The organism is Bacillus sp. V33-4 (genome assembly GCF_002860225.1).
GTDB lineage: Bacteria > Bacillota > Bacilli > Bacillales > Cytobacillaceae > Bacillus_BJ > Bacillus_BJ canaveralius.
Genome location: NZ_PGVC01000021.1, coordinates 1 through 23986, shown reverse-complemented (window position 1 = coordinate 23986; position 23986 = coordinate 1). Strand labels below are relative to the sequence as shown.

The 23986-nt window shown below is 37.7% G+C and carries 27 protein-coding genes and 1 tRNA gene; 26 read left to right on the top strand and 2 right to left on the bottom strand.

Going from position 1 to position 23986, the window contains the following annotated elements; all coding sequences use genetic code 11:
* Positions 1–184 precede the first annotated feature (184 nt).
* The 11 genes from CVD23_RS08055 (at position 185) to CVD23_RS08005 (ending at position 10645) form a co-directional block, all read left to right on the top strand.
* A tRNA-Phe gene (locus CVD23_RS08055) sits at positions 185–257 on the top strand.
* Between the two features lie 402 nt (positions 258–659).
* Positions 660–2117 (top strand): peptidoglycan DD-metalloendopeptidase family protein, encoded by a 1458-nt coding sequence (locus CVD23_RS08050; RefSeq protein ID WP_101665697.1) that lies wholly within the window; start codon positions 660–662, stop codon positions 2115–2117.
* Between the two features lie 229 nt (positions 2118–2346).
* Positions 2347–3057, top strand: coding sequence for a response regulator YycF (yycF, locus tag CVD23_RS08045; protein ID WP_101579171.1), 711 nt, complete (start codon positions 2347–2349; stop codon positions 3055–3057).
* A 9-nt stretch (positions 3058–3066) separates the two neighbouring features.
* Entirely contained in the window at positions 3067–4893 is a 1827-nt protein-coding gene (gene walK, locus CVD23_RS08040) for a cell wall metabolism sensor histidine kinase WalK (RefSeq protein ID WP_101579172.1), read from the top strand.
* Positions 4890–6218: a YycH family regulatory protein gene (locus CVD23_RS08035; protein WP_101665696.1), complete on the top strand. Its 1329-nt coding sequence runs from the start codon at positions 4890–4892 to the stop codon at positions 6216–6218. The genes walK and CVD23_RS08035 overlap by 4 nt, the downstream gene beginning before the upstream one ends.
* Positions 6205–6996 carry a two-component system regulatory protein YycI gene (locus tag CVD23_RS08030; RefSeq protein ID WP_101579174.1) on the top strand — a complete coding sequence of 264 codons (792 nt, stop codon included), beginning with the start codon at positions 6205–6207 and terminating at the stop codon, positions 6994–6996. The genes CVD23_RS08035 and CVD23_RS08030 overlap by 14 nt, the downstream gene beginning before the upstream one ends.
* A gap of 5 nt (positions 6997–7001) precedes the next feature.
* On the top strand, positions 7002–7796 hold the full coding sequence (locus CVD23_RS08025) for an MBL fold metallo-hydrolase (RefSeq protein ID WP_101579175.1): 795 nt from the start codon (positions 7002–7004) through the stop codon (positions 7794–7796).
* A gap of 256 nt (positions 7797–8052) precedes the next feature.
* A complete protein-coding gene (locus tag CVD23_RS08020) occupies positions 8053–9279 on the top strand; it encodes a S1C family serine protease (RefSeq protein ID WP_101579176.1) in 1227 nt (408 codons plus the stop codon).
* Between the two features lie 211 nt (positions 9280–9490).
* Entirely contained in the window at positions 9491–9652 is a 162-nt protein-coding gene (locus CVD23_RS08015) for a CxxH/CxxC protein (RefSeq protein ID WP_101579177.1), read from the top strand.
* A 91-nt stretch (positions 9653–9743) separates the two neighbouring features.
* Positions 9744–10223, top strand: a complete 480-nt coding sequence (gene rlmH / locus CVD23_RS08010) for a 23S rRNA (pseudouridine(1915)-N(3))-methyltransferase RlmH (protein ID WP_101665695.1) — start codon at positions 9744–9746, stop codon at positions 10221–10223.
* A 56-nt stretch (positions 10224–10279) separates the two neighbouring features.
* The gene (locus CVD23_RS08005) at positions 10280–10645 is read left to right on the top strand and encodes a hypothetical protein (protein ID WP_101665694.1); all 366 of its coding nucleotides are present in this window, start codon (positions 10280–10282) and stop codon (positions 10643–10645) included.
* A 77-nt stretch (positions 10646–10722) separates the two neighbouring features.
* Here CVD23_RS08005 and CVD23_RS08000 read toward each other — a convergent pair whose 3' ends face one another.
* Positions 10723–11745, bottom strand: a complete 1023-nt coding sequence (locus CVD23_RS08000; RefSeq protein ID WP_101665693.1) for a hypothetical protein — start codon at positions 11743–11745, stop codon at positions 10723–10725.
* Complete coding sequence (locus CVD23_RS07995) at positions 11738–12025, bottom strand: hypothetical protein (RefSeq protein WP_101665692.1); 288 nt, start codon at positions 12023–12025, stop codon at positions 11738–11740. The genes CVD23_RS08000 and CVD23_RS07995 overlap by 8 nt, the downstream gene beginning before the upstream one ends.
* Before the next feature lie 180 nt (positions 12026–12205).
* On the opposite strand from CVD23_RS07995, the gene CVD23_RS07990 reads away from it, so the two are divergent.
* The 15 genes from CVD23_RS07990 (at position 12206) to CVD23_RS07925 (ending at position 23930) form a co-directional block, all read left to right on the top strand.
* On the top strand, positions 12206–14014 hold the full coding sequence (locus CVD23_RS07990) for a DNA methyltransferase (RefSeq protein WP_101665691.1): 1809 nt from the start codon (positions 12206–12208) through the stop codon (positions 14012–14014).
* A gap of 108 nt (positions 14015–14122) precedes the next feature.
* On the top strand, positions 14123–14788 hold the full coding sequence (locus tag CVD23_RS07985; RefSeq protein ID WP_101665690.1) for a DNA-3-methyladenine glycosylase family protein: 666 nt from the start codon (positions 14123–14125) through the stop codon (positions 14786–14788).
* A gap of 94 nt (positions 14789–14882) precedes the next feature.
* Positions 14883–15347, top strand: a complete 465-nt coding sequence (gene radC, locus CVD23_RS07980; protein ID WP_101665689.1) for a RadC family protein — start codon at positions 14883–14885, stop codon at positions 15345–15347.
* Between the two features lie 15 nt (positions 15348–15362).
* Positions 15363–15878, top strand: a complete 516-nt coding sequence (locus CVD23_RS07975; RefSeq protein WP_101665688.1) for a DUF1643 domain-containing protein — start codon at positions 15363–15365, stop codon at positions 15876–15878.
* Positions 15879–15905: 27 nt separating this feature from the next.
* A complete protein-coding gene (locus CVD23_RS07970; protein ID WP_101665687.1) occupies positions 15906–16220 on the top strand; it encodes a hypothetical protein in 315 nt (104 codons plus the stop codon).
* Positions 16217–16453, top strand: coding sequence for a hypothetical protein (locus CVD23_RS07965; RefSeq protein ID WP_101665686.1), 237 nt, complete (start codon positions 16217–16219; stop codon positions 16451–16453). Before CVD23_RS07970 ends, CVD23_RS07965 begins: the two co-directional genes overlap by 4 nt.
* A gap of 76 nt (positions 16454–16529) precedes the next feature.
* Entirely contained in the window at positions 16530–17534 is a 1005-nt protein-coding gene (locus CVD23_RS07960; protein WP_101665685.1) for a hypothetical protein, read from the top strand.
* A gap of 179 nt (positions 17535–17713) precedes the next feature.
* Positions 17714–18190 carry a hypothetical protein gene (locus tag CVD23_RS07955; RefSeq protein ID WP_043858386.1) on the top strand — a complete coding sequence of 159 codons (477 nt, stop codon included), beginning with the start codon at positions 17714–17716 and terminating at the stop codon, positions 18188–18190.
* Positions 18190–18813: a hypothetical protein gene (locus CVD23_RS07950; protein WP_101665684.1), complete on the top strand. Its 624-nt coding sequence runs from the start codon at positions 18190–18192 to the stop codon at positions 18811–18813. Before CVD23_RS07955 ends, CVD23_RS07950 begins: the two co-directional genes overlap by 1 nt.
* A 72-nt stretch (positions 18814–18885) precedes the next feature.
* Positions 18886–20565 (top strand): DNA primase family protein, encoded by a 1680-nt coding sequence (locus CVD23_RS07945; protein WP_101665683.1) that lies wholly within the window; start codon positions 18886–18888, stop codon positions 20563–20565.
* Positions 20566–20718: 153 nt separating this feature from the next.
* Positions 20719–20841, top strand: coding sequence for a hypothetical protein (locus tag CVD23_RS22395; protein ID WP_257988154.1), 123 nt, complete (start codon positions 20719–20721; stop codon positions 20839–20841).
* Positions 20825–21376, top strand: a complete 552-nt coding sequence (locus CVD23_RS07940; RefSeq protein WP_101665682.1) for a recombinase family protein — start codon at positions 20825–20827, stop codon at positions 21374–21376. The genes CVD23_RS22395 and CVD23_RS07940 overlap by 17 nt, the downstream gene beginning before the upstream one ends.
* The gene (locus CVD23_RS07935; RefSeq protein ID WP_101665681.1) at positions 21339–23027 is read left to right on the top strand and encodes a recombinase family protein; all 1689 of its coding nucleotides are present in this window, start codon (positions 21339–21341) and stop codon (positions 23025–23027) included. The genes CVD23_RS07940 and CVD23_RS07935 overlap by 38 nt, the downstream gene beginning before the upstream one ends.
* 17 nt (positions 23028–23044) lie before the next feature.
* Positions 23045–23335, top strand: a complete 291-nt coding sequence (locus tag CVD23_RS07930; RefSeq protein WP_101665680.1) for a hypothetical protein — start codon at positions 23045–23047, stop codon at positions 23333–23335.
* Between the two features lie 304 nt (positions 23336–23639).
* The gene (locus CVD23_RS07925; RefSeq protein WP_257988151.1) at positions 23640–23930 is read left to right on the top strand and encodes a hypothetical protein; all 291 of its coding nucleotides are present in this window, start codon (positions 23640–23642) and stop codon (positions 23928–23930) included.
* Positions 23931–23986: the final 56 nt, after the last annotated feature.

Below are 23986 nucleotides of genomic sequence, written 5' to 3'. Positions count from 1 at the left end.
AGCAAAGGGTCAAACAGCATTTTGAAATTTAGGAACAACTTACAATTTGGCTCAGTAGCTCAGTCGGTAGAGCAGATTGCTCACATCAATGAAAAGCTTCTGTGGCAATCTGCGAGAAAGATCGTGAGATCTTTTGAGCAAAGGGTTAAACAACATTTCGAAATTTAGGAACAACTTACAATTTGGCTCAGTAGCTCAGTCGGTAGAGCAAAGGACTGAAAATCCTTGTGTCGGCGGTTCGATTCCGTCCTGAGCCATCCCACAAAAAGGGAGCGTACAAAAAGTATGCTCCCTTTTTGTAATCATTTTGTAATATTCACGATGATTTTGTCTTATTTTTTACTTTTATTTACTTATTTCCCCGCTTTTAAATAACGAACCGTAAAGGAGTAAAAATAACCTTTAGACATAGGCTTTTATTACCGCTACTTTATCCTTGTCCTCCCTCTTACAAACTTTAAAAATTCCATTGAAATGTCAGTTTTCGTAAGAAAATGTCAGTAATTATACATTTTTGTTACATTATAAAGACTATTTAAACTTGAATCTGTCTTTATGGTAAAGTAGAGAAGTGTCAAAAATTGCTGAAAACATGAAGATAGATAAATAGAACTATAAAAAGAAAATGTTTTTCTCGGAGTTTAGGAGGAATTGTTACAATGAATAATTGGAAAAATAAACTGTCCAAACTTGCGGGCAACACCAAAATAAAACAAGGTATTTTCACTGCATTTGCGGTCGCAGCATTATCATTTGGAACGGGAACAAATGCATTGGCAAATGAGGATAGCTTCACAACTGTTTATTATGTTTACTTTGGTGATCAATACATAGGAACCGTTACCGATAAGCATGTAGTCCAGAAACTAATTGAAGAAAAGCTGGCTGCTGCGAAACAATCAAACGGCAATCTCGATTTAACAATAGGCGATGACCTGGCATATATTCCCGAGCAGGTGTTTCGCACGAAAACAAATGCAAACAATGAAGAAGTTTTAAAAAAGCTTGAGACTCAATTAACAGTAGGTGCAGAAGCAACTGCATTGGTCATCGACGGGCAACAAATTGCTTATGTTCAAGACAAAAGCACTGCAGAAGCCGTGGTCAAAAAACTGAAGCTTCAATACGTTACTGAAGAGCAGCTAACAGAACTTGAAGGAAGAGCGGCTGCTGATCAAAATAACCTACCGCCGTTACAAGAAAACGAGACTCGTATATTAGACGTGAAACTATCAAAAGAAGTTTCATTTTCCGAGTCAAAAACTTCCCCGAATAATATTTTATCCGTGGATGAAGCTGTAGAGCTTTTGCAAAAAGGAACTTTGGAAGAAAAGAAATATCAAGTGCAAGAGGGAGATGTGCTTGGCTCGATTGCCAATGACCATAATTTAAAACTTGCTGACTTGATCGCGATAAATCCTGGTTTAAATGAGGACACACTCCTCCAGATTGGTGATGAAGTCAATATCACATTCTTGCAGCCATATGTTGAGGTCAGCGTTAACAAGGAAGTTTTTAAACAAGAGACGATACCTTTTCAAAATGAAACAGCTGAAGATGCATCAATGCCTAAAGGAGAATCACAGGTTAAGCAGGAAGGCAAGGACGGCTTACGCAATGTAACCTATGCAGTTTCTGAGCAAAATGGCCAAGTAGTTCAGAAACAAATTGTAACAGAAGAAGTATTACAGCAAGCTGTAAATCACATTGTTGTAAAAGGTACAAAAGTAATTCCATCCCGCGGTGAAGGCTCTTTTGTATGGCCGGCTGTTGGCGGCTATGTTTCAAGTAAGATGGGCTATCGCTGGGAGAAAATGCACAAGGGCATTGATATCGCCCGACCGAGTGACCGGACGATTAAAGCTGCTGATAACGGAATCGTCGTCTCTGCAGGCTCGGATGGCGGTTACGGGAATAAAATTGTTATCGACCATCAAAACGGTTTCCGGACTGTCTATGCTCACCTTGATTCGATGACTGTCGGTGCCGGCCAAACGGTTGCACGCGGTTCGAAAATTGGAGTCATGGGTGCAACCGGGGATTCAACAGGTGTTCACTTACACTTTGAATTATACAAAAATGGCAATCTTGAAGACCCGTTAAACTATATACGTTAAAAATGCATTAGCAAATGAAAATGAATAAGAAGTCTCCAGTCGCAGCTGGAGACTTCTTTGCCTTTTATATGAAACTTACATTTCGCAAGAAGTTTTATCCAAATCATGATCAAAATTTACTAATAGATGAATTCATTTTTATAACATGGTAAAGTAAAACAGAGTACATTTGTCTATGAAATACAAAGATAGTCCATATAATAGAAAATAGAAAAAAAGGAGATAAGGTATGGAGAAAAAAATTCTGGTTGTAGATGATGAAAAACCAATTGCAGATATCCTGCAATTTAATTTAAAAAAAGAAGGCTATGATGTCTATTGTGCGTATGATGGCAACAGTGCGATTGATATGGTCGAAGAGATAAAACCGGATCTGATTTTGCTCGACATTATGCTTCCGCAAAGAGACGGGATGGAAGTGTGCCGGGAAGTCCGAAAAAAGCATGAAATGCCGATTATTATGCTGACCGCAAAGGATTCAGAAATTGATAAAGTATTAGGGCTGGAGCTAGGTGCGGACGATTATGTAACAAAGCCATTCAGTACAAGAGAGTTAATTGCCCGTGTGAAAGCTAACCTGCGCCGCCACCAACAAATTGCTTTAACAGCGGGTGAGGAAGCAGAATCAAATGAGATTTCGATTGGTTCACTAACCATCCATCCGGATGCATATATCGTATCCAAACGCGGAGAGTCGATTGAATTGACACACCGTGAATTTGAATTGCTACATTACCTGGCGAAGCATATCGGCCAAGTGATGACGCGAGAACATTTATTGCAGACGGTTTGGGGTTATGACTATTACGGGGATGTTCGCACCGTCGATGTTACGGTTAGAAGGCTTAGAGAAAAGATTGAAGACAACCCGAGCCATCCGACCTGGATTGTAACAAGAAGAGGAGTCGGTTACTATTTGCGAAATCCTGAACAGGAGTAAGGTTAATTAATGAAAAAAGTAGGGTTCTTCCGATCCATCCATTTGAAACTTGTGATTATATATGTTCTGTTGATTTTAATCGCGATGCAGATTATCGGAGTCTATTTTGTAAGGCAGCTGGAGCAATCACTGCTGACAAACTTTAAGACCTCTATGCAGGGCAGGGTCGATCTGCTTGCCTACAGTCTTAAAGAAGAGATGGTCAAGGAACGCACTGAAGACGATCCAAAACTGCAGGACGATATTAGAGATATACTATTGGACTATCAAGCGATAGATATTTCAGAGGTCAGATTAATCGAAAGTGGGAGCTTGAGGATTCTTGGTTCTTCCGATCCTGACAGTCAGGATGTGGTAGGCCAACGCACAACAGAACTCCTCGTAAAAAGGTCTATTATCCTTAAAGAAGAGGAAAGTGAGATCAGGATTGATCCGCAAACCGGCTATCGAATCTGGGTGTTATCGGCCCCTGTTCTCTCCAACGGGGACGCGATCGGTGCTGTCTATTTGGTAGCGAAAATTGAAAATGTCTTTACGCAGATGAAGCAAATCAACAGTATTTTTGCCACCGGAACTGCTATCGCCCTTGCTTTCACGGCTTTATTGGGTATTCTGCTCGCCCAAATGATTACGCGTCCGATTGCCGATATGAGAAAACAGGCATTGGCAATGTCAAAAGGAAACTTTTCACGAAAAGTAAAAGTGTATGGCTATGATGAAATTGGCCATCTTGCCATTAGCTTTAATAACTTAACAAAAAAGCTGCAAGAAGCCCAGGCTACGACAGAAGGAGAAAGAAGAAAGCTGTCCTCCGTCCTTTCCTATATGACTGATGGAGTTATCGCAACAGACAGAAGAGGCCGGGTTATTCTTATTAATGAGCCTGCTGCAAAGCTCCTGAATGTTTCACGTGAAACAGTTTTGTCCCAGCCGATTGTTGAGCTTTTAGAATTAGAAGAAGAATATACGTTTGAGGATCTGATTGATGAGACTGAATCCGTGATTCTCGATTATAGTACTAGCAAGAAACCGTATATTCTTCGGGCCAACTTTTCTGTGATTCAAAAAGAGACCGGTTTCGTTAACGGTCTGATAACGGTTTTACATGATATTACCGAGCAGGAGAAAATCGATATGGAACGGCGCGAATTTGTCGCGAATGTCTCTCATGAGCTGAGAACACCGCTGACAACGATGAGAAGCTATTTAGAAGCTCTCTCTGATGGTGCCTGGAAAGACGAGGAGATTGCTCCAAACTTTTTAAATGTGGCACAGACGGAAACAGAAAGAATGATTCGCCTCGTTAATGACCTTCTTCAGCTGTCGAAAATGGACAGCAAGGATTACCAGATGAAAAAAGAGTGGCTGGAGTTCATTAAGTTTTTTAATCGGATTATTGACCGATTTGAATTAACAAAAAAACAAAATGTTACATTCAAAAGGAATCTTCCTGACCTGTCCATTTTTGTTGAGGCTGATGAAGATAAACTGACGCAAATTTTAGATAATATTATCTCAAACGCCTTAAAATATTCGCCTGAAGGAGGCAAAATTGCCTTCAACGTTGAAGTGCAGGAAGATCAAGTGCTCGTGAGCGTCACGGATCAGGGTGTAGGAATTCCAAAAGAGAACCTTGATAATATTTTTGACCGTTTCTACCGGGTTGACAAGGCACGAACACGGAAGCTTGGCGGCACCGGACTAGGCCTTGCGATTTCAAAAGAAATGGTAAATGCCCACGGGGGAGAAATTTGGGCCGAAAGTGTGGAAGGGCATGGAACAACCATCTATTTCACCCTGCCATACGATCGTTCAGAAGAGGATGATTGGTCATGACATACGAAAATATAAAAACAGTCATCCTAACCATATTGGTCTTAATAAGCGGAATTTTGACCTGGAATCTCTGGACTTTTCAGCCGGATTTTGACACAATGGACAACTCGGATTATTTAAATGAAGTAGCGCTGACGGATCACAAGGAAGTCAGCAAGATCGTTAAGCCTGACCGAATTATCTACCATGTTAACGAATCTCATTTTGGCACAAATAGTAGTGCGGATATCGATAAATTTATCCGCGAAGTGAGCAGCTGGAACTTTTATGAGACAAAAAATATCACGACTGAACTGCATGACATGTCCCAGCTCGTACATGGACAAGGAAATATTGAAATCATTTTTCCTGATCTTGTTCCTATCGGTCTGTATAAAAATGTTTTGAAAATAGAGCATGAAAATTTTTCGAGCTTTAAGTTCGACCGTATCATTATTGATATTGAACCAGAGCAGGAAGAAGGAAAAGTTTACTTTGTCAAATATGGAAAAAAAGAAGAGCAACAGGTGTTTATGAGCAATATCAATTCACCAAAATTAAGCCGATTTTATAAAGAATATTACGGGGCTGCAACGCAATTACCCGTTTATTTCCCGGTGAACATCAATGACAATAAAACGATTTTTTTGCCTGAACTAGCGATCGGAATGACGAAATATAAATATCTATCCTATCGGCTGAGCTCGGAAAAATTCAAGGATGCACTGTTCAGTGATCCGAGCTTCGTACAAAAGAACATAATCGAATCAGGTGAAGAGTACATTGACAGTTCCAGCATGATGAGTGTCGACCATCAAAATAAAATACTGGAATATGTCAACCCAATCGGGGAGAATGACTTGTTAATCGATGCAAGTGAATTGCTGCAGAAAAGCATTGATTTTGTAAACACACATGGAGGTTGGACGCATGCATACCGTTATGCAGGCATGGATGAAGCAAACCAGCATGTCACCTTCAGATTTTATGACTTAAAAGGTTATCCGGTTTTTAGCGACACTGGCATTTCCGAGATTTCTCAGGTATGGGGCCAAAATGATATATATAAATATACGCGTCCCAATTTTATTCTGGATGTTCCGTTGCGATCGGAAATGAGTGAAGTAACGCTGTCTTCCGGCCAGACGTCCATCGAATATTTAAAAGGAACAAAAGGATTTAAGCTGGAGCTGCTTGAGGATATGGTTCCAGGCTATAAAATGTCGATTGATGAGGAAAATTCAAACTTTATTGTACTTACTCCCTATTGGTACTATCGATATAATGGCAGCTGGCACCGCATTTCGATGAATGAAGCGGGAGGGATAAAGAATGGATTGGAGTAGAATAAAGACGATCTTTATCCTGACATTTCTCGTGCTTGACATTTATCTGACCTATGAATTTTTGAAGTTTCGGGATGAAAATAAGTTTGAATTAAGTACTGAAACCTCGATTGAAGATAAATTGGCTGCCGATGAAATCGACTATCCGGACTTTCCAAAAGATCCAATTCGTGATCAATACTTAAGCGCCAAGCCTAAATACTTCAGCAAGGAGGAGCTTCAGTCATTATCAGGCCAGAATACTTTTGTTGAGGGATCAACCATTCAAGTTGTCTTAAAAGAGCCTGTGAAGCTTAGCAAGGAATTTAAGCCTGCCGATATGAATTCTTTACTCAAAAATAACGTGTTGCACGGCAGTGATTACGAGTTTTGGGAGAAGAATAACGACGAAGGAACGATCACGTATTATCAGAAGTATAAAGAAAAATACCTATACAAAAATACGAATGGCAGCCTTGTATTTTTATTGAATGACCAAAATGAAATTTTTTCTTACACGCAGACTTATCTTGAAGAAATTGAAGAGCTTACCGAACAAGAGGAAGTTCTAAAACCGCTAAAAGCGATTGAAGCTTTGTATCAAAAAGGAATGCTGCCACCTGAAAGCGAAATTACCAAGGTGGAGCTTGGCTATTACACTCTTGAACAACTCTCTGCCTCGCAAGTATTAACTCCGGCATGGCGGGTAGTCGTAAATGATGAAGAAAGCTTTTTTGTGAATGCTTTTGAAGGGCAGATTATTCAATTGTCGGACGGAGAAAAAAATAAACTGGAGTGAAGGCAATGACTTTGCATTTTAGTGTTCTCGCCAGCGGGAGTACCGGAAATGCGATCTATGTGGAGACGGAGGAACATTCGTTTTTAGTGGATAGTGGATTAAGCGGAAAACAAATGGATGCCTTATTTCAACAAATCGACCGCAGGATGGACAAGTTAAGCGGAATTTTAGTAACACATGAGCATAGTGATCATATAAAAGGGCTCGGAGTGATTGCCCGAAAATATAAACTTCCTGTCTATGCCAATGAAAAAACTTGGAGAGCGATGGACGGTTTGATCGGTGAAGTACCTGTTGAGCAAAAGTTCACATTTGGAATGGAGACGGTCAAAAGCTTCGGTTCACTTGATATCGAAACTTTTGGTGTGTCGCATGATGCCGCCGAACCGATGTTTTATGTGTTTCATTGTGGCGGTAAGAAGCTGGTTCTGATTACCGATACCGGTTATGTAAGCGACCGGATGAAAGGAATCATTTCCAATGCTGACACCTATGTGTTTGAGAGTAATCATGATGTGCAAATGCTCAGGATGGGCCGCTATCCATGGAATGTGAAAAGGCGGATACTTGGTGATTTTGGACATGTTTCAAATGAAGATGCAGCAATCGCGATGAGCGAAGTCGTTGGGGATAACACGAAACGCATCTACCTTGCTCATTTAAGCCAGGATAACAATATAAAGGATCTGGCGCGGATGTCGGTTGCACAGACGTTGGAAAGCAAGGGGCTGATCGCGGGTGAACAGTTCAGTCTTTACGATACCGATCCGAAAGTTCCGACCGCCCTTACGGCAGTTTAGGTTTATGAACATATAATTACGGTAATTTAGAGAATGAGGTCTTTACAAAGGGCATTCATTCTTTTTTTTGTAAAAATAGTTGATCATGCTAAACTTATTTTGTCCGGCTGACAAGAATACAAAAATTATAAACAAACTCGTAAGATTTGTTAATAGCAAACGTTATCTTTAGAAATTTAAAAGCGAAAGAGTATAATTGTTTGTAAGAGGCAGAATAACTCTTAGCCAATCGTCGGAGTGGAAAGGATGAGGTTTTGTGGGCTATTACGATCAAGATTATGAAGGCCGCTATAAAAAGCAAAAGGGAAACAAAGGCGGCCTTTTCCTGGCAAGCCTGTTAGGGGCAATTCTCGGGGCACTGCTCGTTATTGTTGCGATTCCCCAGCTATCCAACCTTAATGTGCTGCCTTATAATATAGCACCTAATGAAAGTGGACAAACAGCTGATAACAATCACAATCAGGACCCGGGAACCACCAGGAATGTTTCGTTGAATGTCACTTCTGATATAACACAAGCAGTTGAAAAAGCCGGAGATGCAGTTGTCGGGATTTCCAATATCCAAACAACAAACTTTTGGTCGGAAAATGACGGAGGGGAACCAGCGGGAACGGGATCCGGAGTTATTTACAAGAAAGCAGGCGACAGGGCATATGTTGTCACAAATCATCACGTCATTGCAGGGGCTAGAAGCCTTGAAGTCAGCCTTCCAGATGGGGCAAAAGTTCCTGCTGAACTTCTCGGGAGTGACGTATTAACAGACCTGGCCGTCTTAGAGATTGATGGTAAAGAGGTTAAAAGCGTAGCTGAATTCGGAAATTCCGAAGCGCTAAACATTGGCGAGCCCGTTATTGCGATCGGAAATCCACTCGGGCCCATTTTTTCGGGCTCGGTAACTCAGGGAATTATTTCGGGATTGGAACGGACGATCCCTGTTGATATTAATGAGGATGGTGTCGTTGACTGGAATGCAGAGGTCATCCAAACGGATGCAGCCATCAACCCGGGAAACAGCGGCGGGGCACTTGTGAATATCCAGGGTCAGGTGATCGGGATAAACTCAATGAAAATTGCCCAGCAAGCTGTCGAAGGGATCGGGTTAACGATTCCGATCACTTTTGCGCAACCGATTATCAATGATCTTGAAGAGTTTGGTGAGGTAAGACGTCCATATATGGGCATTGATTTACGGTCTGTTAATGAAATCGCGGCTTATTACCAACAGGAAGCATTAAAGCTGCCGAGAGATGTCGATTATGGCGTAGCAATAGTCGGGGTTCAACCAAATTCTCCAGCAGCGCAGGCCGGCCTGCAGGAGATGGATGTTATTGTCGAAATGGATGGAGGCAAAATTACCGATGTCCTTGCGCTGCGGAAGCATCTTTACAATGAGAAGGAAATTGGTGAGCAATTAACGATCACATATTACAGAAACGGGCGGCTTCAGGAAGCTACAATGACGCTTACCGGGGAATCTTTATAACGGATTGTGGATAAATGAAAAAGCAGAAAGCTGACAGCGGCCTTTCTGCTTTTTCTATATTATTAACATGATATGTGGATAAGTGCAGCGGTTTTATGTACTATAAAAAGGGATAGAAAATATGAAACAGAATCCAGAGACATTCTCTGACAATGAATAATCTTGTTTAGTGACCAAGGACATTAAATATTGTAATGAAGGGGTTTAATGAATGATTTATTGCTGTGAGGAGCATGTAGAATTAGCACTCGACGTGGCTGTAGACGAATATGAAACAGCACCGAAATTTGAGAAAATCAGCGACGAACAGAGCCTGTTGACAACCTGTGGATATTGCGAAAAGCCAGCTGTATATATGGTAGCGAACGAGTGATCCCATACTAAATGTGGGCAATGTTTGTGGATATGTGGATAACTTCTGTGGATATCTTGTTTGTAAACTGTTTGTAAAGGAAGCGTAAACTGTGAATATCTCAATTGTAACAGTCGGCAAACTAAAAGAAAAATATTTGAAACAAGGAATAGACGAATACTTAAAACGATTGACCAGCTATGCCAAAGTAGAAGTCATTGAAGTCGCCGACGAAAAAGCGCCTGAAGTGCTGAGCTCCCTTGAGATGGAGCAGGTGAAGCAGAAGGAAGCTGAGCGGATCCTTGCCAAAATCAGTCCTGATACACATGTTATTGCCCTGGCAATAGAGGGGAAACAGAAGTCGTCTGAGGAATTGGCAGATGCCTTGGATAGGCTTGCTACATACGGGAAAAGTAAAGTGGCCTTTATAATCGGCGGCTCGCTGGGGCTTGGAGATGATGTATTAAAGCGTGCCGATGATAAGCTTTCTTTTTCAAAGATGACTTTTCCGCATCAGCTTATGAGGCTGATATTGGTTGAGCAGATTTATCGGGCTTTTCGAATTAATCGGGGGGAACCGTACCATAAGTAAATGAGGTTTTTTAAATACTTAAATAGATACAAATATATAAATAAGGGGATATTTTTATGAGAGAGCTTCAGGAATTCACCAAAATATATCAAAAAGAGTTGAATTATCATATTAAGGATGATTCGTACCCTCGGAGTAAAGAATCATTACTAATGAATCAAATGTTACTTACAACGGAAGTATCAGAAGTATCTGAACTATTAAGAGAGCTTTTTACACTTACAGAAAAAAATTTACAAGAAGGTTACGGAGAACTTGAAGCTTTTAGCATAGCGAAAAAACAAATTTCAAACGAGTTAGGTAAAGAAATATCGGATTGTCTTGCCTATCTCATAAAGTTGAGTAATTTCTTTGAAAGAGACATAGAGAAAGATTTTTACAATAAAATGGAAGAAGTTAGAATGAGGGTTCAGGCTAAATAATTTCAAAGGCTATATTAAATAAAATAGAGGAATGGGGCATAATCACCCATTTCTCTATTTTATTAAAAACGGGATTATTAGTTGCTAAAGTATTCTTTTAAAAATGTGATAAGCTTATCAAAATGCTCTGGGTTTGCCGTTGAAGCAAAGTGACAAGTATCGAAGATTGTACTGGTAACATTATACCTTTTAACAAAACCAGCACCATCAATAATATAGACTAATTTGTTATTAGCTTCATCAATGCTTTGATAAAGTCCATTTACGGCTTGTTTAGCCTTTCTTTCAATTACAGAATTCGTAGTTTCTTGGAAGGCGGTCTCAATGACAACCCACTTCCAATCTTCTTGAACAGGACTTTCAGTTTTCTTCACAAGAACTAAATCAAACTGTTGCTCTCCTAAGTACCTGTTACCAGGAGCTATTTCTACACCGCAGTCTAGGAGTGATTCTACAATTTTGTTTTTAAGATTGTTTTGAAGACCATTTCCATATGAAACAGCTCTTAATTGCTTAATTTGTGAGCTGTTTTCTATAGAACGGCTTAGATAAAATTCAGCTAGGGCTTCAATATTTCCTACAAGGGTAGCTAAACGAAAACCCTTGAAAGTCAGGTAGCGGCTAAATTCATCAGATTCATGAGCATATAACATCAAGTTAATCACGTCTTCAAAGAAACCTTCATCTCCTACTGCCAATTTATAAATGTTGTCATTAGATAGAGCTTTTGTAAAATTAGGTCCGAATTTTTTAAACTGATACTGACCAAAGGGACCGTTCAACTGGGTAATTTCCTTATGATGACAGTACAATGCTACTCTATCAAGTATTTCAGCAGAAACATCGAGTAAAATCATCAAGTTTTTTAATATAAGAGAACGAGGAACTAGGTTTCCTTGCTCATCTTGTAATTCTTTTAATGCTGATACTAGTTGCTGAGGTTGGTTGTTTTCTAGGGTGTCTTGGATAAGTGGTGAAATTTTTAGCATCTCTTCAGCTAATGTATGTTCCTGTTGTTCTCCAATCAATTCAGGTGACCAAAACCAGCTAGCTTCTTCCAGAAATGTTTCAAAGTTGCGTCTTTGATTTGCTTCAGTCATTACTATCTTCCTCCTCAAATAAACTTGTAACATCAATCTGCAATAAATAGCAGGCTTTAAGTAAAGTGTCTAGCCTTGGATTTCCCTCTGAATTTATGAGAGAGTAAAGAGCCTTTTTAGACAATGGTTTCCAGCTAGAGTCAAGAGAAGTATGGTACATCCAACTTTGTTGAAGATGTAAGTCGTGTAACGAAGTAAAGCCTTTTTGTTGGATTGCTTCACTAATTGCTTTTCTTAACAATCTGAGATGTTTTCTATAGTAATCGTCATAAGAAGCCATACTGCTCAATCCCCCACTTACTTGAAAAATTTGCTATAAATATAGAATAGCACAGGAAGAAGGATTTTTTAATACCAACTAGTTTCTTATAGGAAACTTGTTGGTAACAAACATTGTCATTTTCATTAAAATCAAAATCATGTATATTTAATATGGGGTATAGGAGGTTTAATAATTATTATGAAACATTTAGCAGAACTTACAGAGAAGTTTGTTCTAGAGAATATATCAGTTCAAAATAAGAATGATGTAATAGATAAAATGGCTGGAATAGAACAAAATGGGGCTGTTGTATTCAATTTATCGTCAGTAAGTGTAAGCCCAGACGTTATTTACAATAACTTAAAAGAAGCGTTAAATGAAATGCCCAAAAAATCAATTATGTGCTTTATAGGAAGCAATAAAGAAATTGCTAATCTTGCATATCTTTTATCTGAAGGTTTAGGCTTACATTATCAATATTGGATAACAATTAGAACTAAGTTGAAAGAAGAAGGCAAAGTGTTACCTTCTGAAACCATGTCTGTTCTAGTAATTTCTAAAGCAAAAAAAGTTAAAATAACACGTGTACTCTTACCATACACTTATTGTCCTGCATGTGGCAAAACTACAAAGGATTACGGTGGAAAAAAACATACCTTTCATCATTTTGGGACAACAATGAGTGATGTGTGGAAAGATATATATTTTAATCCAGAAGAATTACTCGATAGTGAAGAAAACGAGGTCATTGTAGAAAGATTGGCTCTTATGCTCTCTACGGAAGAACGAACAGTATATGCTTTAGATTTTTCGAAAGATTTCATATGGGAGAGTAATTTTAATAACAATGTAAAACTTCCTAGTTTGGTAGAAAGTGAAGAGAACCAAGAGCGCGATAGTAATATTAATCTTGATTCCCGAATTATTCAGGGAGATTCATTAAGAACATTAAAATCAATACCCGACAATACCATTGACTATATATTTGTAGACCCTCCATATAATTTAGAAAAGAAATATGGCTCTTATAGTGATGATTTGGATATTCAGAATTATTTTAGATGGTGTGATGAATGGATACATGAAAGTGTAAGAGTATTAAAAGAGGGTAGTTATTTTTCAATTTTGAACATTCCTCAATGGTCTATTAGACATTTTGCTTATTTAATGCAAATAGCAGAATTTGAATCTTGGATTACTTGGGATTCTTTATCTAAGCCAGCAGGGAAGATAATGCCTGCTAACTATACTATTTTGACCTTTAAAAAACGAGGTGGTAGTCATAAAAGGGCAGCTGAAGTGAATTATCAAGCTAAATATATGAAACCTCTGGCAGACACATATTGTTTGAGAGCTGCGTGTGCCAAAAAGAGGGGAGATAATTTCCACAAACCACTAACTGATTTGTGGACAGATATTCATAGACTAAAGCATAACAGTCTAAGATATGACCATCCCTGTCAGTTACACCCTGAATTAATGAAAAGAATATTTGAGGTATACTCAAAGCCTGGAGATTTAATTATGGATTTCTTTAACGGTGTTGGGACTAGCACTCTTGCAGCAGAATTAATTGGAAGAAGGTATATTGGTGTTGATTTAGACGAAAAGTATGCATCTGTAGCTCAGGAACGTCATGAAATGATACTTGATGGGAGAGACCCATTTGGTAAAAATCAATTAAAAGCTGAAGAAAAAACCAAAAATAACACTGTAAAAAGAGTAACAGTTAGAAAAAAAGAACATCGTCATATTAGTAAAAAAGACGTTCAAATGAAAATTAAAACATTAGCAGAAGAACTCGGAAAAAATCCGACACTGGAAGAATCAATGTCTCGATATCCTGAAATACCTAAAGATTTCTATGATTTATATTTTAGCTCGTGGTCAGAGGTTTTAGCTGCAGTTAGAGTTAAAGGTGTCAATGAAAATAAAATGTTGGATTCACTTGATAAAGGGAACCAGAGTAAGAAAAGAACTATTGAGCAAATTGAATTGGATATTTAGTTTATAAATGCTAAAGCCGTTTCTCTAAGTTAGAGCGGCTTTTTTGCTTGTTATTTTTACGTTAAAATATAGATAATCTATATAGAGAATCTAGAAAGTGGGATTGCTATGACTAGTCATTTGAAAGTAGATATTAACAACAGTGATGTATTAATTCTTCGTCAAAAAGATAAAGTTTTGTCCCAGTTAATAGGCTGTATAGGAAATCTTACAATAGACCTTGAAAAGGATTACTATAGTGCTTTGGTAAAAAGGATTATTGGACAACAATTATCACTAAAATCTACAGATACAATTTGGAATAGATTATGTAAGGATTCTGATTTTGTTAGTGTAGAATATATCCTTGAATTTTCCGATGATGCATTAAGGGGATTTGGCATTTCAAGAGCAAAAATTTGTTATATTAAAGATTTGACTAATAAAGTTATGTCTTCTGAAATTGAGCTAGAAAAATTAAGTGAGCTTAGTAATGAAGAGGTTACAAATCAATTAACAAAAGTAAAGGGAATCGGTCTATGGACTGCCGAGATGTTTTTAATCTTTTCATTAGGAAGGGAGAATGTATTATCCTCTAATGATGTCAGTATAAAAAATGCAATAAAGTGGTTATATCAATTAGGAGAGGAAGGGGTGAATTGGGAAAAATATCGAGAATTATGGTCTCCATCTAACTCATTAGCATCCCTCTATTTATGGGAAATCATAAATAGAAATATTATAAAGGATTATAAAAATATCAATGAACTTAATGAAGCACAAAAAGCGAAATAGAAGTGATTTAAAATATATATTATTATTCTGATAAATAACCTCAATTCCAGATTTAAGGGATTGAGGTTTATTTTAATTTAGGAGGCTATAACTTATGGGGGAAATTAGAACTACTAAACAGGCAAAAAGAATTAATATTGTTTCATTAAAGTTAGTTAAAGAATCGAGTCTGTTATACAAAGAAAGGTCTGTAAGGTCACCTGAAGATGGTTACCAGCTAATGAAGTTGTTCTTAGAAGATAAAGACCGTGAGCACTTCATTGTAGCTTCACTTGATACTAAGAACCAGCCAGTATCAGTTAATGTTTGTCACATCGGTAGCTTGAACGCAAGTATAGTACATCCTAGAGAGATTATGAAGTCAGCAATTTTAAGCAATGCAGCAAGTATAATAGTCGGGCACAATCATCCATCTGGTTTGACTGAACCAAGTAAAGAAGATATCGAAGTGACAAAGAGACTAGTTGAAGCAGGTAAGTTAATGGGAATTGAGTTATTAGACCATATTATTGTTGGTGATAATAGGTATACTTCCTTGAAAGAAAAAGGTTATATCTGAAAGGAGTAAGAAAAAATGAAAACAACAAAAAGTACGATAAAAACAGAAGTCACTTATGATGACGAAATGAGAAACAAATATCTTATTAGGAAAGAATGGGACAAGAACAAGAAAAAAGCACTTGTCATTATGAAAAGCGCAGGCCAGGCGGATGAAATTGTGCAAGACCAAACAACAATGTACGTCATTAATAACCTTTCAAGATTGGAATACGGTGTTGCAGAAATTGTGAATCTATTCCCATCGATGGATGGTGATGAAACGAAAGAGTCCAGTGTTGAAAATCTGAAATGTATTCAAGAAGCTATTGCTAGAGTTGATGACGTCATCATTGCGGTTGGAAAGGGAGTAGAGACGAACAAGAAAGCTGTTGAACGGTTAAAAATGATTTTAGCTCTATTGCTAGACAAGAAAGCAAACATCCTGCAACTAGAAGCGAAATTTGGCCGGAAAGGTTTCCATCCTCTCTATCCTGCATTGAAACACCAGTGGAAATTAGTGGGGTATGAGGATAGCGAGAAGGTATGCTAAAAATATATTGTATGAGAGGTACAAGCCATGTTTAGTATTGAACAGCTGAAGGTTTTCATGGGAGAGAAGTTTGGTGTCGCGGTTGAATCAGATGCAGTAGGAGAGGAAGCGGTACTTCTATATCATGAGGAACTGGACGAGGAACTTATTTCAAATGATGTGAAGCGGATTTTACCAAATCCAGTTTCATTTCAAACGTATATATATAATGAAGAATCAGAGTGGATTATTGGCGTTGCTACAGAAGCAGAAACCAATAGTCCACTTTTTCTAGTTTGTCTAAAAGACGGAGAGAGGATTTATGAAGAGGTCTTAATCCGAGAAAAGGATAATGAGAAATGATATATACAGCGTATGTTAATGAATTAGAGGAACGTTCCTATCAGCACGTGACCTTCGATATGGAAGATTGGTCTTTTGTCTATTTTACAGCGAAAGATAAGGGCGAAGAAATTGAAATAAAGATTTGTCTTGAAAGCGAAAATATCTATCAACGAAAAATAGGATTTGAAGATTGGTGGTACGTGGATTACTTAGAAGGTGATATTGTATTAAGTGACATTAGTGTAAAATAAAGAATAAAAAATCGGAAACGAGATTCCGATTTTTTTTAACAGTAGAAGAAGTTTAACCTTCTAAGGAGTTGAAAAGATGGTTGAGAAAATTACTATGTATCAAATTTCCAAAGAGTTACTAGAAGAAGAGGATATACATACTATTCCTGAATCCGCTTCAGTTAAAGAAGCTAACGCTAATAATTGCAAATACTTTAAAAAGGTATTAAATTCAGTAGCCATAGATGAGGAAATATTTAAGAATAAAAACGAATACTCATTTAGCATAGAATCTAAAGAAGATATTAAATCAATAATAAAAAAACATGCTACTTTTAGTAAATTGTTGAAAAAGCATCCACAGGATAGAGATTTAAAAATTTTATCCGAGCTAACAGCTCATATTAAAACGCTTTTAATAAATGAGATTGAAGACCGATTTTCTCTACAGTCAATGTTAGCAAAACTAGAACTGGTAACCTTCAATGAAAGGCAACAACTGAATAAATATTTGCAAAGTTTGAGCATACCAAACCTTGAGGAGACATTAAGTCCCACAGACGAAGAAATATTACATATGTATTATATTGAAGAAATGATTTTACTAAAAAGGAAGTTTGAGCATATCCGCGAACTTTTCTCAGAAATTAGAGCAGAAGAGGTTGTTAATAAGTCGGTCGAAGAAATTGTAAATTTGAATTCTAATGGATTGTTAGAAGAAATCAGTCCATCTACTGAGAAGATTAAGTTAGACCGGTTAGTTATAAAAGACTTGTTAGATACTAAAAAGCAGAAAGATGCCTTGGTACAGAAAACCATTGAAGAATTGGCTAATCAGGCTGAACTAAAGGAAAAAGAATTTATCAATGAGTTAAAAGTTTTTAGAAAGAAAGGGTATAAGGACCATGGTTTATTCGAACTAAATAACGAAAGAAACTATGTAGATACTGAAGAATATGCTTCACCTTACGAAATTTTAGAGCAGGCAAAAAAAGAATATAAAGAATTCAAAAGCAAAGAGCCAAAAAAATTATCCTCTTCTAAAGAGATGATGGCACTGAAAGAAATACTAAGAGCAAATGGATTCTTAAAGGGACAATAGTGTGAGATGCACTATTGTTTTTTTTTTTGAGAAAGGGTGTCTCAAATTTCTATTTATGAGATACCCATTGGTTATAAAAGCATATGGCATTATATGAATTGTAGAAAACAGTTAGTTCTTCAAACCTGTGAAATCAGAATAGAGTTTTGAAAGCTAACTATATTTAGGAGGAGAAATTTATGCTATTGAAAGAACAAACTCAAAAATATTACAAAGGAAAATTGACCTTCATTAATAATGTTCAGGAACATCGTAGGTTGGAGAACATTTCAGGGAAGGAACAAAGATTAATGGAAAGGTATCCTTTTGGAGATGAACTATCCGATGAAAATGGCGAGAATGATTTCGCTGTACTAGATGATGTCAGTACATTAAAAAATGTAATGGTTTTTGCGGAAATTAACCGCTACAGAGAAACACTCTTGTTAGATATGCAAGAGGGGGAAAGAAGCAAAGTCATAAGTCTTATTATTGACAACCTCAATAAGTTTCACGTAAAACCTGTTGCTTATGAAGTAAAAGCTGATTCCATTGTAGTTGCATGGTATCTCAATACAGTGATAAATACTTTCAGATTTTCTGAGTCTATTGAGGCTTTAGTAGATTTCTATGAAAAGGAAGAAAACAGTCGTGAAGAATTGGAGGTATTGGAGTAGTGGCACTAAAAAAAGTAAGGCGTCCAGTATTGTATGGTGAAAAAGAAGTATCAGAAGAGAAAGGATGGAATAATGTGTTGGACAAAAATAATGCAGAAGAGGGATGGAATAGTCCAATTGCACCGAGACAATCAGCAAATAGCGACCTTATTGACCCAGATATGCAACATGATTTCTTTAATGAAGATAATAATGTGTATGAACCAAACAAGCAGAGAAATGATTCCGCATTAAACCGTACCATTTCTTTTTTCGGGGACAATGTGAAATTGCCAAGGAAGGCAAAAGTTGAGCAAGGTAACTATGATTTCCGTATAGACAACATAGCTAGTAAAGAAAATGTAGCAGGGAAATTCGGACCATATGACCAGTTGTTTATTACGTTCTCTGTTCAAAAGATGGGTATGGAAGTACCTCAGCAAATTACTATCCCATATATCGTATCAACAAAAGCTGAGTCGCCATTTATGGTCTTTCTTTCTAGCTTTAAATCCCTTTTTCAAGGGCAGAACATCACGATTAATCAATTAGTTGGATTGGTTGGAACATGTGAAATAAGCCATTTTCAACCAGCTTCAGGTGACGTATATGAGAGATTGCTAGTAAAAACCGTAAATTCATAATATTAATATGTATTTTTAAGAGTAGGAATGGGCTCATAAAGCCTAATCCCTACGCAAGTAAGGAGAAATGACATGCCAACAGTAAACAACCTGAATGATTATATTTCGAACTATCCAATTAGCAAAGTAAGATTGCTAGAATCGACTACTACAACAAAAGCAAAAATACTTTCAGTAGATATTAAAGAGAATCTATCTCTAATTGTTACAGCAATTAAAATGGTTTCTTATAAAGAAGGTGCTGCCTTCTTCTCTGCTTTGATGAATCATGTATATGAATCAACAAGACAAATTGCGATTGAAATGTACAATAAGGCGGAATTAGTGTCAGAATCCCTCGTTCCGTTAGACCTACTGGAAGAGTTAAAACTAATCCTTATGGTTGGCAAAGCAGAGGAACGTGGCTATTTATATGATGAAAAGAAAAATAGCTACACGTTCAATGCTAACGTTTTTGCAAAGCACTTTATAAAAAGATGTCATGTTCGCTCTACAAAGGATGGTCGATTGTTCCTTTACAACAGAAAAGGTGTGTATGAAGAACTCTCTGAAGTTAGTCTTGGAAAGGTCCTCCGAACAATCATGCACGAGGGCAGATGGAACAGTTGGAAAAGTCCTTATGAAGCCGAAGTAGTAAAGGTACTTCAACGTGAAGCAATTACAGTTGAAGAAATGAATACAAACCGTAACTACATTAATGTGAGGAATGGGATGCTCAGTTTGACAACCTTTACACTTTATCCTCACTCACCTGAATTTTTATCAACCGTACAAATTCCGATTGAGTATGACCCTAATGCCACCGCTCCTCATTTCATGAGTTTTATGAGAGATATTACCATTAATGACAGCCAGCTAATTAATGTTCATCAAGAGTTAATAGGGTATTGGCTTACGGTTGAAACGAAAGCTGAAAAGGCAGTTTATTATTTTGGTGGCGGAGCTAATGGTAAAAGTGTCATGGCTTCCATAGTAACTGCTCTTGTAGGTGAAGCTAATGTTAGTAGTGTCCCTCTCTCGGAATTCAGCCAAACTTTTGGCATGGAAAACCTTATTGGGAAATCGCTTAATATTGCGGCTGAGAATGAAATGGGTGGTAAAGTGCTCAAAACCGAAAACTTTAAGGCAATTGTTAGTGGGGATAACATCACTATTAACATTAAGTATCGTCCTGCTATTAGTTATCGCCCATACTGCCGATTGGTGTTTTTAGTCAATAATCTTCCTGACTCATCAGATGTAACAGCAGGCTATTTCCGGAAACTTATTATCGTTCCTTTTCCAAGAACCTTTAAAAAAGAAGAACGAAACGTAGAATTGAAAGACGAGCTGCTTAAGGAACTGCCTGGAATTCTTAATTGGGCGATATTAGGATTGAGGCGGTTGAGAAGTAATAACTATCAGTTCAGTGCCTGTAAAGCGATTGAAGAAACCGAAAGTGCTTACTACAATGAGCAAAATCCAGTGAGAGAATTTTTTCATTCTCATGTGGTCAAAGAGGACGGTTTCCGCACTAAGCAATCTGACTTTTACCATATGTATAGTCAATGGTTAAATGTTCAAGGAATTGACGACAAAGGAACGAAATCTCGTCAAGTGTTTTGGCGCTATTTCAAAGTGATTCTAGACAGTGAAAATATCCCGATTGTGAAGAAAAAAGTCAAAGGAACTGTCTACTATGAAGGAATAAAGCTGATAGATTTGGGAGATTTACATTTCCCTACTATAGATGGCGATAGTATTCAGTTTTAAGGGGGATAGGGGGGGGGTGAAAACAAAAAAATCACACAATACCTAAAGCTAAAAACCAAAATAAAAGAGTTTTGTTTTAGCTAACCACCCCTCCCCCCAGTTCTTTACTAGGAATTGAAATATATATTATTACTTCGATGAGGAGAGCTTATCATGAATGAAAAAGAAGCTTCTATTTATGAATATCAAAATCTGTTAGATATCTTAGCAGAAATGGTCACAGAGTACCTTACTAAACAACCTAAAGGAGAAGAGTCCAATGATAAAAAATTATGAAATTGTACAGCAGAATCAAGACAATCTAGTAATCTACAATAGAAATACATCTTGGACCCAACCCAAGGGGTATCGAGTACACCGAAACATACAAGTTTTAAAAGACAAATGCGAGCGGGCAGGATATCAAGTTAGCAGAGTTTACTCAGAGCCAAGCTCGGAATCTCCATACAAAGTAAGACCAGTATTAAAGCAAATGTTGAAAGACGCTGCTAGCGGCTTGTTTGGAGTGGTAGTTGTATGGGATGTATTCACACTATCTCCTGATGGAGAGGAGCTTCAGCAAATAGAAAGAGAGCTTGCTGAATATGGTGTAGAGCTTTGTTCAGCAACAGAGTATTTTGATACTTCTAATGAAGAAGGAGTGAAAGTGTTTGAGTATATGTGCAAACTTCTAAATACTAAACATTTATCCTTATCAGCTATGCAAGGAATTCCATTGACACAGGTAGCTCGTTGGTTAATAGAAGATGACAATAAGAAAGGAGGTGAGAACGATGCCAAGCCATGCGCGACAGCTAAACGACCAGCTTGACCAACCCAGACAAATTGGAACACAGAAAAGAGCAGCTATCTATGCCCGAGTCTCCACGTTGGAACAGGCAGAAGAAGGATACAGTATTGACGAACAGGTACGAGTGCTGAGAGAAATGTGCGAGCGAGAAGGTTACGTTGTTCATAAGGAATACGTGGACAGAGGTAAAAGCGGAAAAAATATTAAAGGCAGACCTGCTTTACAACAACTACTGCATGATGCCAAAAGTAAAGACTTTGAATTAGTGCTTGTTTGGAAGGTGAATCGCTTTTCTCGAAAGACGAAAGATTTGCTTAATATTGTTGAAGAACTTGAAGGGGAAAATATTGTTTTTCGCTCATATACTGAAAACTATGAAACAGCAACTCCTGCTGGAAAAATGCAGTTTCGTATGTTAGCAGTCATTGCTGAATTTGAACGAGACAATATCGCTCAAAACGTAAAAATGGGGATGTTGGCACGAGCAAAGGAAGGTTCCTGGAATGGCGGTCAGGTGCTTGGTTATGATGTCGTAAGCGTCCCAGGAGAAAACCGTAAGAGAAAGCTTTCTACCCTTGTGATTAATCCAACAGAAGCTCAAACGGTTCGAAAGGTATTTGACCTTTACGTTGAGGGGAATGGCTATAAATCCATCGCAAACAAACTCAACAATGAAGGACACCGGACAAAAAAGAATAAAGACTTCTCCATCAACGGGGTAAAAACGATTCTAAGCAATCCCCTTTATGCAGGGTTTATTCGCTACAATGTCCGGAGAGATTGGAACGAGAAGAGAAGAAACAATATTAATCCTCACCCTGTAATTGAAAAGGGGCAGCACGAAGCTATCATTTCAGAAGAAACATGGGAAAAAGCAAAAAATATCATGGCCAGTAGAAGTGGCAAGCCTAATCGGATACATGACGGTGAGTTCCCTCTCACTGGTATCATGAAGTGTCCTGCCTGTGGGGCAGGAATGGTGATTGGAAGGACAACGAATACACTCAAAGACGGAACAAAAAAGGTCCTGGAGTATTATGTATGTGGAGCTTGGAAGAATAAAGGTTCAGCAGTTTGTCGCTCGAATGGAGTAAGAACGGATTATGCAGACCCTTATGTACTTGAAAAGCTATCAAACATAGCCACAAGTGATGTGCTTATAGAGCAAATTGTTGAACGTATTAATAACAAGAAAGAACGAGACTCTTCTCCGCTTCAACACGAATATGAGACCTTGAAAAGGGCACTAGAATCCAATCAACAAAAGAAAGAGAAAGTCCTTGGTTTGTACGAAGATGATTTGATTCAAAAAGCAGACCTTGTGCAGCGGCTATCCACTTTGAATGAAGAAAAGGACCGACTTGAAGAAAGACTATCTCCAATTGAATTGCAAATGGGGGAAGGTGTTACACAACTCATAAACTTTTCAATGGTAAAACAGGTCATGCAGAACTTCAAAAGTGCCTATCACGAGTCATTGACCAGAGAGCAGAGGAAAAGGCTGATGCACCTGCTTATCCGTCAAATCACCATCAATGAGGACCGAAAGATTGATACGATACAAATACAACTAAATAAAGAAGTTGCAAAACACTTCACCTTTAAAGGGGGAGAGGATTCATCTATTACTGATGAGTTCTCTCCCCCTTTTTCTATTTTAATCGACCTATGAAAAGGAGCAAATATCTTATGAGCATTATTAATGTATTCAGGAATTACATGGAGGAGCATCACCCACATTTAGCTTGGAAGGACTGGAAAGCCGATGTTAGGACCCTATCAGTGGATGACATAAGCAACGAAGAGGTTAAGGCTACTATTCCAGATGAAAACAAACCAGAATTAACATGCTGGGTATTCTTCTATGATGGCGGTGCATCGAACGTTGTCTATTTATTACAGGATAAGCATGGTCTAAAGGATATTGGCATTGGTCTCTTGAAAGATGGAGAACTTGTTAAACCTATTAGCTTTGTATGATGGACTAGTAGTCAGAAAGGTAGACCAATCAAATATATTTACGATAGAGAGGTTTGCTCTAAAAGATGATTCGTCTCTTCATGTCTAATTTTACGGTAAAGGAGGTGACCTCATGACACCAATTGACTTGTTTAAAGCAGGCGTGGCGTTTGGCGTATCTATTTACGTTTATGTGAAGAAGAACACTAATTATAAAAAGTAAAGGTGGAATAGTAATGCAATACTTTTTAATGGGGACAGTAGTTGGAATCGTAGCTTGTTTAGTATCAGAGCTTACTCAAAATCCTTCAAGGAGCTATCACTAATGAGAAGAATACAGTGTTTAAACGACTTTAATTATATAGAAGGTGAATTTATAGACGATTATATTGTGTATTTAAGAGGTGAATTTTACAGTCTATACGAGTATCTTAGTAATGGTGAAAGTTCAATAGAATTTATTCTCCCCTTTCATCAATCAATGATAATTTTAGAAAATGAAGGAGAGTTTAATCGATTAATAATGGATGAAGAAAAGAATATAGAGTTTATTGAAAAAATCATAATCAATATGGAGACTTCTCTTAAAAGGATTGGCTTGCTTCAGTTTGTATGAGTAAAATGTTTGTAGGAGAATTATTTCCCTTCTCATCCAGATAATGGCGTAGCCGT